This is a genomic window from Wukongibacter baidiensis (assembly GCF_050888315.1).
Classification (GTDB): domain Bacteria; phylum Bacillota; class Clostridia; order Peptostreptococcales; family Caminicellaceae; genus Wukongibacter; species Wukongibacter baidiensis.
On the sequence record NZ_CP138202.1, the window covers coordinates 6,031,814 to 6,045,208 of the forward strand.

The 13,395-nt window shown below is 35.2% G+C and carries 10 protein-coding genes; all 10 read left to right on the forward strand.

From position 1 onward, the window contains the following. Nucleotides 1–42 precede the first annotated feature (42 nt). The 10 genes from R9X47_RS27645 (at nucleotide 43) to rbsC (ending at nucleotide 13,261) form a co-directional block, all read left to right on the forward strand. Nucleotides 43–2,046, forward strand: a complete 2,004-nt coding sequence (locus R9X47_RS27645; RefSeq protein WP_432664280.1) for an alpha/beta hydrolase family protein — start codon at nucleotides 43–45, stop codon at nucleotides 2,044–2,046. Between the two features lie 168 nt (nucleotides 2,047–2,214). Further along, nucleotides 2,215–3,141, forward strand: coding sequence for an AraC family transcriptional regulator (locus tag R9X47_RS27650; RefSeq protein ID WP_432664281.1), 927 nt, complete (start codon nucleotides 2,215–2,217; stop codon nucleotides 3,139–3,141). Nucleotides 3,142–3,155: 14 nt separating this feature from the next. Further along, nucleotides 3,156–6,467 carry a TrmO family methyltransferase domain-containing protein gene (locus R9X47_RS27655; RefSeq protein WP_432664282.1) on the forward strand — a complete coding sequence of 1,104 codons (3,312 nt, stop codon included), beginning with the start codon at nucleotides 3,156–3,158 and terminating at the stop codon, nucleotides 6,465–6,467. A gap of 205 nt (nucleotides 6,468–6,672) precedes the next feature. Further along, nucleotides 6,673–7,923, forward strand: a complete 1,251-nt coding sequence (gene larA, locus R9X47_RS27660) for a nickel-dependent lactate racemase (protein WP_432664283.1) — start codon at nucleotides 6,673–6,675, stop codon at nucleotides 7,921–7,923. A gap of 129 nt (nucleotides 7,924–8,052) precedes the next feature. Next, the gene (locus tag R9X47_RS27665) at nucleotides 8,053–9,057 is read left to right on the forward strand and encodes a LacI family DNA-binding transcriptional regulator (RefSeq protein ID WP_432664284.1); all 1,005 of its coding nucleotides are present in this window, start codon (nucleotides 8,053–8,055) and stop codon (nucleotides 9,055–9,057) included. A 153-nt stretch (nucleotides 9,058–9,210) separates the two neighbouring features. Then, complete coding sequence (gene rbsK / locus R9X47_RS27670; RefSeq protein WP_432664285.1) at nucleotides 9,211–10,113, forward strand: ribokinase; 903 nt, start codon at nucleotides 9,211–9,213, stop codon at nucleotides 10,111–10,113. Nucleotides 10,114–10,135: 22 nt separating this feature from the next. Further along, nucleotides 10,136–10,306 (forward strand): aspartyl-phosphate phosphatase Spo0E family protein, encoded by a 171-nt coding sequence (locus R9X47_RS27675; protein WP_432664286.1) that lies wholly within the window; start codon nucleotides 10,136–10,138, stop codon nucleotides 10,304–10,306. A 78-nt stretch (nucleotides 10,307–10,384) separates the two neighbouring features. After that, nucleotides 10,385–10,804 (forward strand): D-ribose pyranase, encoded by a 420-nt coding sequence (gene rbsD / locus R9X47_RS27680; protein WP_432664287.1) that lies wholly within the window; start codon nucleotides 10,385–10,387, stop codon nucleotides 10,802–10,804. A 12-nt stretch (nucleotides 10,805–10,816) separates the two neighbouring features. Next, nucleotides 10,817–12,319 (forward strand): ribose ABC transporter ATP-binding protein RbsA, encoded by a 1,503-nt coding sequence (gene rbsA / locus R9X47_RS27685; protein WP_432664288.1) that lies wholly within the window; start codon nucleotides 10,817–10,819, stop codon nucleotides 12,317–12,319. Then, on the forward strand, nucleotides 12,320–13,261 hold the full coding sequence (gene rbsC / locus R9X47_RS27690; protein WP_432664289.1) for a ribose ABC transporter permease: 942 nt from the start codon (nucleotides 12,320–12,322) through the stop codon (nucleotides 13,259–13,261). Nucleotides 13,262–13,395: the final 134 nt, after the last annotated feature.

Below are 13,395 nucleotides of genomic sequence, written 5' to 3' on the forward strand. Positions count from 1 at the left end.
AAATTAATATAAAAACAATAAGATTAAGAGGGGTAGATTTATATGGGAAATATTAAATTAGATGATTTTATAAAGTATAAATATTTGTCTAGGGTTAAGTATTCTCCGGACGGTGAGAATGCTTGCTTTGCTGTACATAGAGCAGATGTAGATGAGAATAAATACCTTTCAAACTTGTGGTTATATAGAGTGAAAGAGGATAAATATATACAGTTAACTTCCTTCGATCAAGAAAGAAGCTTTATATGGATGGATGATGGAGAGCATATACTTTTCTCAGGTATGAGAAATTCAAAGGATAAAGAAAAGCGTGAAGCAGGAGAAGAATTCACTCAATATTATAAGATAAATATAAATGGTGGAGAGGCTAAGAAAGCCTTTAGAGTTCAAAAAAATGTTGGAACTATAAAAGAACTTGATAAGAATACATTTCTCTTTACCGCTTCTTCTCATATTGAAAAAAGTGAATTATACGAATTAAGTGAAGAGGATAGAGCTAAGGAACTAAAGGAAAGAAAAGAAGAAAAGAATTATGAGGTTTTAGATGAAATTCCATTTTGGGCAAACGGTGGAGGATATACAAATAAGCAGAGAAATAGACTATTTATATATAAAGTAGATTCGGATAAGATTGAGCCTTTAACAGAAGGACACATGGATGTGGAAGGTTTCCATTTAAATAATGATAGGACAAAGGTAATATTCACATCGATGACCTATGAAAACAAAATGGAGCTTGATAGCGATATCTATATTTACGATTTATTCTCAGAGAAGCTAGAGAAGCTATCGACGGATGAGATATTTTTATATGACTATGCAAACTTTATAAATGAAGATACCGTTATATGTGCTGGTAAAGATATGAAGGGGTATGGACTTAACGAAAATCCGAAGTTTTATTTGATTGACATGAATACAAAGGCTAAAAGATGTTTAACTCCGGAGCTTGATGTCAGTATGTGGAATTCTGTTGGCTCCGACTGTAGATATGGAAACTCAGCAGCTATTAAAAACTGTGGAGAGTATACATATTTTGTAACAACAGAGAATGAAAGTTCTTATTTAAATAGAGTAGGTATTGATGGGAATATTGAAAAGGTAACTAATGTAAAAGGAACTGTAGATGACTATGACATAAATGGTAATGATGCCTTATTTATAGGCTTTAGGGAAATGAAGCTTCATGAGCTATATAGATTGGAGAATGGAGCTGAAACCCAAATCACAGATTTTAATGGATGGATTCAAAAGGAAAAGAAGGTAGCTAGTGTTGAACACTTAACCGTTGAAACTGAACCAAATGTATTTATTGATGGTTGGATAATGAAGCCTGTTGATTCTGATTCTAACAAGAAATATCCCGCTATATTGGATATACACGGTGGACCAAAGACCGTCTATGGAGAAGGGTTCTTCCATGAGATGCAATACTGGGCAAATGAAGGATACGTAGTATTTTTCTGTAATCCTAGGGGCAGTGATGGTAAGGGAAATGAGTTCGCTGATATCAGAGGAAAGTATGGAACTATAGATTATGAAGACATTATGAAGTTTACAGATGCTGTTCTTGATAAATGCACATACATTGATACTGATAGAGTGGGCGTTACAGGTGGATCATATGGAGGCTTCATGACAAACTGGATTATTGGTCACACCGATAGATTTAAGGCAGCTGCATCCCAGAGAAGCATCTCTAACTGGATATCATTCTTTGGTACAACTGACATAGGATATTTCTTCGCTTCAGACCAATGCGCAAGTACTCCATGGAACAATCATGAGAAGCTATGGGAGCATTCACCGATGAAATACGCTGACAGGGTAAAAACTCCTACATTGTTTATTCACTCGGAAGAGGACTATAGATGTTGGGTAGTAGAAGGATTTCAGATGTATACTGCATTAAAGTATCATGGTGTAGAGTCTAGGTTATGCATGTTCAGAGGAGAAAACCATGAACTAAGTAGAAGTGGAAAGCCAAAGCATAGAATTAGACGACTTAAGGAGATTACTGATTGGTTCGATAAGTATTTAAAATAGAATAGAAACAAGGAGGACATCCTTGGAAAGTTTGATGTCTCTGTGAATACTTTTGAATCATGTTATAAAATTGTTGTTTTTATAAATTGTTCAAAAGAAAATTCCAGAGACTGCTTTTGTTTAATAAGATTTACAAGCAGTGGGGTTCTAGGCTAGGAAGGAGATATTATGGACTTTATATTTAATGAGTCAAGGCAAATTTATATTTCTAAAATTAATAAGGTGCAGGACTACATAGAAAAACATCTAGATGAGGAATTAAATGTAGGACAGCTAGCGGAGATTGCGGCCTTTTCCAGTTTCCACTTTCAGAGGATTTATAGACAGATAACGGGTGAGAGTCTTTACAGTTATATAAAAAGATTGCGTCTTGAAAAAGCTACATTTTTGTTACTTGGTAATAAGAAAAAATCAATCCAGGATATTGCTCTATCACTTGGTTTCTCTAATCAGGCATCCTTTGCAAAGGCTTTCAAAGAAAAATATGGTGTGAGCGCAAGTAAGTTTAGGTTATTTAATGAATCTGGCAATATGGAAACGATTGATTGTATCAATCAAAAAGATGTTAGCACGAATGGAAAAGTATACGATTCAAAGATTAGTTATACTAGACCTATAGAATTATCTGTCAAATCAGTAGAAGAGACAAAGGTGGTATATATTAGGCATGTCGGTCCTTATAAAGGTGATAGTAATCTTTTTGAAGGCTTGTTTTCGAAGTTATATTCTTATGTCAGTTCAAAAAATTATATAAGAAATGATTCAAAATGGTTTGCTGTATATCATGACTTTGGCGACCTGACAGTGGAGGAGCAGCTAAGAGTAAGTGTTTGTATGTCTATCCAGGAGGATGTAAAAACTGACGGCGAATTTGGCAGTATGATTCTAGAAGGTGGAAAATATGCGATTGGAAGGTTTTTATTAAAATCAGATGAATATCAATTGGCTTGGAACTATATGCTATCGAAATGGCTTCCGGAAAGCGGTTATGCACCAGATGATCGTATGTTTTTTGAATATTATCCACCTCAAGAATGCATTGAAAACAAAGAGGAGAAGGTTGTAGAAATATTCATTCCAATAACTCCTCTTTAAAAGGAGGAGGAACTATGAAAAAAATAGAATTTCAATCCATTGGAGATCATGAAGTCATAAACAGAGCTGATGGTGGAGAAGAAATTATAACAAGGGTTACTTTAAAAAAGGGTTTTGAAAAGGCGATGATAAAATTAGATAATTTTAGTCATTGCCTTATTTTCACCAAAGACAAAACCGGGATTTTGTGTTATGGAACAAAAATACATGGATTAGAGGAAAAAAGCGGTGAAATCTTAATTAATGAATGTAATATAAAAGGTGAAATTGTAGATATAAAGCCGTATTTTCCATGTGAAGAAAGGATAGAAAGTGTTTATAAGAACCAGAAACCAGCAATGATTCCCTTCACTGAAAATCCTATTGGTGAGTATCTAGTTGTAAGAGGTAGTGGTGTGATACAGTTTCGTGAATCGGAATACCTTAAAGGCAATGAAATAGAATCGGCATTAGGAATGATAGAAGAAGGAGACTATCTAAGGGTAATTTGGTGGTTCCACAGATTTGATAAAAATGAATTTCGCAAGAATCGAATGTGTAATCCTCCATATGAGAATGCACCAAGATGTGGCGTCTTTGCTACAAGGTCACCGGTAAGACCAAACCCACTTGCATCTACAGTGGTAAAGGTAGAGGCTGTAGATAAACATAATCATTTCCTAAAGGTTGAGGGATTCGACGGATTTGAGAATTCAATGATATTACAAATTATGCCCTATAATGCTGTTCAGGTTTTTGAGGGTGTAAAAGTTCCAAAGTGGGTAGAACACTGGACTGATTACAAGGTCTTTCAAAAACCAAAAGGGGATATTGAAGCTATTGATTCTAAACTGCAAAGTACTATGGATGAAGAAACAATATACATGGAAGAGCTTGAGCCAGAAGGTGACTTTGAGTTTGAAAAAGTAAATGCTAATGAAATTGTGGTTGAGAATGCTTCGATTCATAATCTAAAGGACATATCTGTAAAAATTCCTAAAGAAAAGATCACGGTATTAACGGGAGTCAGTGGAAGTGGAAAATCGAGTCTTGCATTTGATACTATATATCATGAGAGCCAAAAGCAATTTATTGACTTGGTTTCTTCTAATTCACCTATAGGAAATGATCTTAATGACTCTAAAGTAGAAAAAATAACGGGATTACAACCATCTATTGCTATTGAGCAAAGAAGCCTAAGTATGAATCCAAGGTCAACAGTTGGGACGATATCTAGAACAGGAGATTATTTGAAATTATTATATGCCACCATTGGTGAAAGGATATGCCCTCACTGTCATGAGCCTGTTTCTGAAAACAATATTTGTAGTAAATGCGGCACCATCTTTTTTACACTGACACCGGCAGTATTCAGTTATAATCATCCAGAATATATGTGTCCCGTTTGTAAGGGGTTAGGAGAAGAATTACAAATTGATGTAAATCTAATTATAAGCAATCCTGAGAAATCCATTTTGGACGGAGCTTCTATTTGGTGGGGGAATCTAAGAAAGCATAGGGAAAAGCCTAATGCAAACTGGATGAAAGGTGAAGTACTTGCCCTAGCCGAGGAGATGAAGGAAAATCTAGAAGTGCCATTTAAGAATCTTTCTGACGCTTTTAAAAAACAACTTTTCTACGGCACAAATGGTAAGGAAGTTAGCCTAAGCTACAAAAATTCCAATGGCAGAAAGGGAATCATAACAAGACCTGTTGAAGGCGTAGTGAACACCATGTATCGCCTTTTAAGGGATAAGAATTCTGAGAAGTCTATGGCACATCTTGAGCGATTTATTGTTAAAAAGAAATGTAGTTGCTGTAAAGGAGAGAGGTTGAGGGAAGAAGGTCGTTTAGTAAAAGTAGGTGAAACAAGATATCCCGAAGCTGCATCCATGAATATAACAAAGCTAAGAGAGTGGTGTCATAGGACATATAGTATTTTAACTCACGAGAAAAGAGATAGGTCCAAGGCTATTTTTATGAAGATTCTATATAGATTAAAGAAAATAGATCAAGTTGGATTAAGCTATTTGAGTTTGGATAGGAGTGTTCCTTCACTTTCAGGTGGCGAGGCTCAAAGACTTAAGCTTGCAACTCAGTTTGGATCAGGGCTGACAAACATCCTCTATATAATGGATGAACCATCTAAAGGACTTCACCCAAAGGATTATTACTTTCTTATAGAAGCTATAAAGGATTTGAAAAAACTGAATAACACGGTTATCATGGTAGAACATAAGAAGGACTTTATCAATATGGCAGATTATATAGTGGAGATAGGTCCGAGGGCTGGAAAATATGGTGGCGAATTAATAAGAGCTGAGGAAGTAATAGATAATGAAAAAAGAAGCACAGATGAATTTTATTTTCAGCCTAAGAGCAATAATATTAATGAAGATAAAAAAATAGTATTAAAAGGAGCATCCACCAATAATCTAAAAGATATTGATGTAACGATACCATTTTCAAAACTAACTTGTGTTATTGGAGTAAGTGGGTCAGGTAAGAGCAGTTTGGTATCGAAGACTTTGTATCCAGCTGCCTTAAGGTCACTAGGGAAGAAAACTGATATTATAGGGGCGTATAAGGAGATTATTGGGACAGAGAAATTAAAAGAGGTTTATCACGTTAGTCAAAGAGCAATTGGAAAGACGCCAAGATCAAATCCCGGAACCTATTCAGGAGTGTTTGACCTTATAAGAGATTTTTATGCTAAGTTAGATGATGCAAGAAAGAATAAATTAACCAAGGAACATTTTAGTTTTAATAGTAAAAAAGGACAGTGCCCAGAATGTAAAGGTGCTGGGCAGATAGCTGTGCCTATGCATTTTATGCCAGATATTTATACAAGATGTAGAAAATGTAACGGAAAAAGATATCAAAATAAGATATTAGAAGTAAAATATAAGGGATACACTATTTCAGATTTATTAGAGCTTGAAATCAATGAAGTAAAAGAAATATTTAAAGATGAAGAGAAGATTTTTGCCATACTTGATATGCTTGATAAAGTGGGAGTATCTTACATTAAACTAGGTCAAAGCGCAACAACTCTTTCCGGTGGTGAAGCACAAAGAATAAAACTTGCAAAAGAATTATGTATGGGTAAAACAAAGGATGCCCTATACATTCTTGATGAACCTACAACAGGTCTTCATGATGAGGATGTAAAAAAGCTGATATATGTTTTAAATGAACTAACCAATAATGGTGCCACTGTTATAGTTATAGAACATAATCCTTTGCTCATACAAGAAGCCGATTGGATTATTGAGATGGGACCAGAAGGTGGAGATTTAGGTGGTTATGTTGTTAATGAAGGTTGGTTGAAGAATAATAACATATGAGTTAAAAGTGATTAATTATTCTATGAGTTAGGTGTATTAAAGATAGAGATGAAAAATTCTTTTATGCACCTTCTTCTTCCTGCATATATAACATTGACATATGCAACAGTGATTGTTAAGATTAATTAAAATGATGAAAAAATATACATAAATCTTAATTTTTATTGATGGGAGATAGTATTTTGTATTTGTAGGGGGAAGGAAAATGAAATATGAATTAAAGTTTGGAAAGGGTAAAGTAAAGTTTGAAATCGATGATAAAAACTACATGGGCGAAATCCTACCAAAGGAAATAGAAAGCGATATAACGGGAGAAGCTGAAGTAGAGAGAGCCCTTGAAAACCCAATAGGGTCTCCAAGGCTTAAGGATATAGTAAAGCCAGGAGAAAAAATAGTAATAGTGACGAGCGACATAACAAGACCAATGCCAAGTAAGATAGTATTACCGCCGGTTTTAAGGGAACTAAAGCTAGCAAATATAGATGAAAAGGATATAAAAATTGTTTTAGCCTTAGGAAGTCATAGATCACACACTGAAGACGAAAAGAGAAATTTAGTCGGTGATGAAATATATAATAGTGAAATAGAAATACTAGATAGTGACATGAAGAAATGTATTAATCTTGGAAAATGTGCTAACGGCACACCCGTAGATATATTTAAACCCGTGGCCGATGCAGATAGAATAATATGCATGGGGAACATAGAATACCATTACTTTGCAGGATACAGTGGTGGGGCAAAGGCAATAATGCCAGGAGTATCAAGTCATGAAGCAATACAGGCAAACCATTCGAACATGATAAAAGAGGAGGCCTATGCTGGGAATATAGATACAAATCCCGTAAGGCAGGACATTGACGAAACAGGAGAATTTATTAAAATAGACTTTATTATAAATGTAGTTCTTAATAAGAAGAAAGAGGTAGTAAAGGCAGTAGCCGGCCATTACATAAAGGCCCATAGAGAAGGATGTAAACATCTTGACGCAATGTACGGAGTAGAAATAGAGAAGCAAGCGGATATTGTGATAGTATCCCCAGGTGGATTTCCAAAGGATCTAAATATATATCAGTCTCAGAAGGGGCTTGATAACTCAAAGCATGCCGTTAGAGACGGTGGAATAATTATTCTAGTGGCATCGGCAAAGGAAAGGTTTGGGGAGAAGACCTTTGAAGAGTGGATGTTAAATAAAACACCAACGGAAATGATAAAAGAAATAAAGGAGAATTTCAAGCTGGGAGGTCATAAGGCCGCTGCAATAGCTATGATACTTCAAAAAGCAAAGGTATATATGGTATCAGACCTAGAGGATGAGTTAGTGAGAAAAATAAACTTTGAACCTTTTGATACTGTTCAGGATGCAATAGAAGTTGCTTTGAAGGAATTAGGAGAAGATTCACAAATAATGATAATGCCTGCGGCAGGATCGACTTTGCCTAGGGTTAATATTTAATAAATATAAGTACCCGGATTTTATGACTTGTCAAGAAAAAAATTCTATGCTATACTTAGGTAAACGTTTTACTAAAACGTTTACCTAATACTTTTTTGTATGGTAATTTAAGGAGACCGAGTATAGAAAATGAAAATAACTATAAAAGAAATCGCAAAGATGGCTGGGGTATCTACTGCTACAGTTTCTAAGATATTGAATAAAAAGGATAAGAATATTAGTGATGCAACAAGGCAGAGGGTATTAGATATTGTAAAGGAGCATAATTATATTCCTAATACAATAGCTAGGAGTTTGGTAACTCGTCAAACCAAAACTATTGGATTGGTTATACCTGACATCGCAAATCCTTTTTTTCCTGAACTTGCGAGGGGTGCAGAAGATAAGGCTAATGAATCTGGATACAATATTATATTTTGTAATACCGACGATAATATTGAAAAAGAAGAAAAATATATTAATATGCTAGTAGAAAAGATGATTGATGGTATTATATTTACTCAGTCTGCTAAAAGAACTATGGGTTTTGGCAATCTGAACCTAGGATCAACTCCAATTGTTCTTATCGATAGAGACATGGAATTAGAAGGTGTTGTGGGAAAGGTATTAGTAGATAATTTTACTGGAGCATACGAAGGCGTGAAATATCTAATAAATGAAGGATACAAAAAAATAGCTTTTATTACAGGTGCTCTAACTACAGATACTTCGGTAAGCCGTTTAAATGGATATAAAGAGGCATTAGAGGATTCTGGAATCCTATATGATGATGATTATGTTTTAGCTGGTGAGTATAGAAGTGAGTGGGGTTTTAAAGCCACTGAGCAGCTTATTGATAGGAAAATTGATTTTGATGCTGTTTTTTGTGGTAATGACTTGATTGCACTCAGTGTTATAAAGGCTTTAAAGAATTATGGAAAATCCATACCTGAGGATGTTGGTGTCCTAGGATTTGATGACATATATATGTCTAAGTTTATAGAACCGGAACTGTCTACAATTAGGCAACCAAATTATAAAATGGGTTATAAGGCGGTTGAGATATTAATAAATATCTTAGAAAATCCTGCTGAAAAAAATATAGAGAAAAAACTTATACTAAATACTGAACTTATAATAAGAAAATCAACATAAATTTTTTTGTTAAGGTAAACGTTTAACTAATATTGTTTTGATATATATCATATATATAGTATGAAATGAAGGTGAATTTTTTTTGATAGGTTAAACGCTTACGTACTTGGAAATACTAAAAAGGTGTTTAAGTTAAGTGAAAGAGGTGAAAAGATGATTACTGTTATAGGTAGTTTGAACATGGACCTAGTAACTAGGGTAAAGGTTATGCCACGTATAGGAGAAACGCTAATTGGAAAGAATTATATGCAGATACCTGGAGGAAAGGGTGCTAATCAAGCAGATGCAATTGCAAAGCTTGGTTCAAAGGTAAAAATGATAGGCCTAGTAGGTGATGACGGATTTGGAAATGATCTTATAAGTTCATTGACTGAAGATGGTGTTGACGTTAGCCATATCAAAAAACTTAAGGATGCTACAACCGGTATTGCAGTTATTATGGTAAACGATGAAGGTGAGAATTCTATAGTTGTAATTCCCGGTGCTAACTTTGAACTGACCCCAGAGCATATTGATGATTCTATAGAGGCAATAAAAGGATCAGATATAGTAGTAACACAACTAGAGACTCCAGTCGATACAGTAAGGTATGCATTGAAAAGGGCTAAGGAACTCGGAAAATATACGATACTAAACCCAGCGCCTGCTGCAAAGCTTGACGACGAATTGATTAGCTATATAGATTTATTGACACCAAATGAAACGGAGCTTGAGGTTTTAAGTGGGGTGAAAATAGAAACAGAATCTGACATACTAGCCGGTGCAAGGGTATTGATGAACAAGGGCGTAAAGGAATTAATCGTAACTATGGGTGAGAAGGGTGCTTTATATGTAAATGATAAAGAAAATAATGTTTATCCAGCTCACAAAGTAGAGCCAGTAGATACAACAGCAGCGGGAGATAGCTTTACTGGCGGTATAGCAGTGGCTCTGTCGGAAGGAAAATCAATGGAGGAAGCAATTAAGTTTGCTACTAAGGTTGGAGCCATAACGGTGACTAGAGAAGGGGCACAAAGTTCATTGCCTACGAGAGAGGAAGTAGAAAGATTTAAGTAGATAATAAAGGGGTAGAGACGATATGAATCGAGTGAGAGATATAGAGTCTGAGATAGAAAAACTTAGAGATAAACTATACTGGTTAATCAATGAGACTACTTTACTTTGTGATTCTAAAGTTGTTGAAATAAGTAAAGAGTTGGACGAAGTATTAAATGTATATAATGATTTGGATCAGCACTCTAGAGTATAAATAATAATTCATAAAGTCAATCCACTTTACTTAAATAAAACAAAGCTAATATCCAGACAATTAGAGGAGGAAATACATTTGAAAAAAGGTTTATTGCTCAATTCAGAAATATCTTACGTTATTTCAAAGCTGGGGCATACTGACGGATTAGTCATTGCTGATAGTGGTTTACCTATTCCAAGTGGAGTACAAAGAATAGATTTAGCCGTGACAAAAGGAATACCGAGTTTTTTAGATGTCCTAGATGCAGTTTTAGATGAACAAAGAGTTGAAGAAGTTGTTATTGCAGATGAGATAAAAAAGGCGAGTCCCGATATGCATAAGAGTATAGTGGAGAGACTTAGAAAACTAAAGGAAGAAGAGAATATTGAGGTAAAGATAACAGAAGTTCCACATGAAGATTTTAAAAGAATTACTATGGATGCCAAGGCAATTATAAGAACCGGTGAATTTACACCTTATGCAAATGTGATTCTAAAATCAGGTGTTGTTTTTTAGGGAGTGAATGATATGAACAACGTGATATTAGAGATGAAGGGAATAACGAAGGAGTTCCCAGGAGTAAAGGCCCTAAAGGGTGTAGATTTTAGGGTTCTTGAAGGTAAAGTAATGGCACTACTAGGTGAAAACGGTGCTGGAAAATCTACTTTAATGAAAATATTATCGGGAGTTTATCAAAGGACTTCTGGAGAGATGTATTATAAAGGCGAGGCTGTGCAGTTTAAAAATTCTAAGGAATCTCAAGATAAAGGAATTGCAATAATCCATCAGGAGTTAAACTTAATTCCTCAACTTACTATTGCCGAGAATATCTTCCTTGGAAGAGAACCTGTAAATAGCCTTCGCAAAATAGATTGGAACAAGCTTTTCAATGACTCTAAGGGTTTACTGAAAAAATTAGGTGTTACAGAAGATCCTAAGACCTTGGTTGGTGAATTAAGTATAGGTAAACAACAGATGGTTGAAATTGCTAAGGCATTATCCTTAAATGCTCAGGTGATAATCATGGATGAGCCGACTGATGCCTTGACAGATAAGGAAGCCCTAAAGCTATTTGAGGTTATTCGTGAACTCAAAAAAGAGGGAAGAAGTATAGTTTATATATCCCATAGACTCAAGGAAGTCTTTGAAGTTTGTGATTATGCGACTATATTAAGGGATGGAGCTTTTATTGCAGAACATCCTACTACTGAATTAACCGAGGATAAGATAGTGGAGCTGATGGTTGGTAGAAAACTTACTGAGCAGTTTCCGAGAATTGAAGCAAACACAGGAGAAGTAGCTTTAGAAGTAAAATCGCTCAATAATAAGTATTTGAAAAATGTTAGCTTTAAAGTTAATAAGGGTGAGATTCTTGGTATCTCAGGATTGATGGGAGCAGGAAGAACAGAGCTTGCAAAAACTATATTTGGTGCCATTAGGAAAGATAGAGGAGAAGTCATTATTGATGGTAAATCCCTCAGTATTAAATCTCCAGAGCAGGCTATAAAAGAAGGACTTTCATATGTATCTGAAGACCGAAAGGGAGATGGACTACTCTTAGGTCTAAGTGTGAAGAAGAATATGACTATATCTGCTTTAAAAGAATTGTCACAGACTCTATGGAAGATAGATGGAAGTAAGGAAGAAGATATTGCACAGGATTTTGTTAAGGACATGTCTATTAGAACCCCGAGTACAGAACAGATAATCAAGAATTTAAGCGGGGGAAACCAACAAAAGGTTGCAATAGCTAAGAGCTTGGTGACTAAACCAAAGGTATTAATATTGGACGAGCCTACCAGAGGTGTTGATGTCGGTGCTAAGAAGGAGATATATGATATTATAAATAGGTTCAAAAAAGAAGGAATGGCTATAATCATGATATCTTCCGAAATTGCCGAAATACTTGGAATGAGTGACCGAATTATGGTTATGCATGAGGGTAAGGTAACGGGTATTATCAATCGAAACGATGCGAGCCAGGAAAGAATCATGAGATGTGCAGTCGGTATAGAGGAGGTACAGTCTTAGATGAAAATTCTAGAGAATAAAATAATTTCAAAATATAAGTATGTTATAGGATTAATACTGTTTTCAGTTATTATATCAATAATGAATCCAAGGTTTTTAACTGTATCGAATTTATTAAATGTCTTTAGACAAACATCAATAAATTCTATTATTGCAGCAGGGATGACTTTTGTTATCTTAACTGGTGGGATAGACCTATCGGTTGGATCAACCTTGGCTATATCAGGAGCTATAGCAGCTAGTATGGTTGCTGGAGGGGCTAACGCTATCTTTGTAGTTTTAGTAGCTTTAGCTATTGGTGGAGCAATAGGTGCCTTTAATGGATTTGTAATAAGTAAGGGTAAGGTACAACCCTTTATAGCTACCCTTGCAGCAATGACTTTAGTAAGGGGTTACACGCTGGTTTATACACAAGGAAAGCCAATAAGTACAGGATATGAGCAAAATGCTGAAGCCTTTGCAAAAATCGGTGAAGGATACCTATTTGGTATACCGATACCAATCTATCTAATGATTGCAGTATTCGCATTGTCCTTTTACGTTTTAAAATACACGAGACTAGGAAGATACGTTTATGCATTAGGTGGAAATGAAGAAGCTACATTTCTATCAGGAATCAATACAACTAAGATAAAGATATATGTATACACAATATCAGGCATTTTCGCAGCACTAGCGGGAATTATTATAACTTCTAGATTATCATCGGCTCAGCCACAAGCGGGATCAGGATACGAACTGGATGCCATTGCTGCAGTAGTACTTGGTGGGACAAGCTTAGCTGGAGGGTCTGGTGGAGTAATTGGTACTATAGTAGGTGCATTAATTATTGGAATATTAAATAATGCATTAAACCTTATGAACGTTTCATCATACTATCAGCTATTGGCTAAGGGCTTAGTAATATTAGTAGCAGTGCTATTGGATAGAAAACAAAAATAATAAATAATGTTTTAAGACCCTAAAAATCAAAACGTCTACGTATATCTATATAGGTGTATGAGACAGCTTACACTCATTTTACTTATTATTCATGCAGAGGCTAAGCCTTTGTAGGAAATAATATATAGAGATTC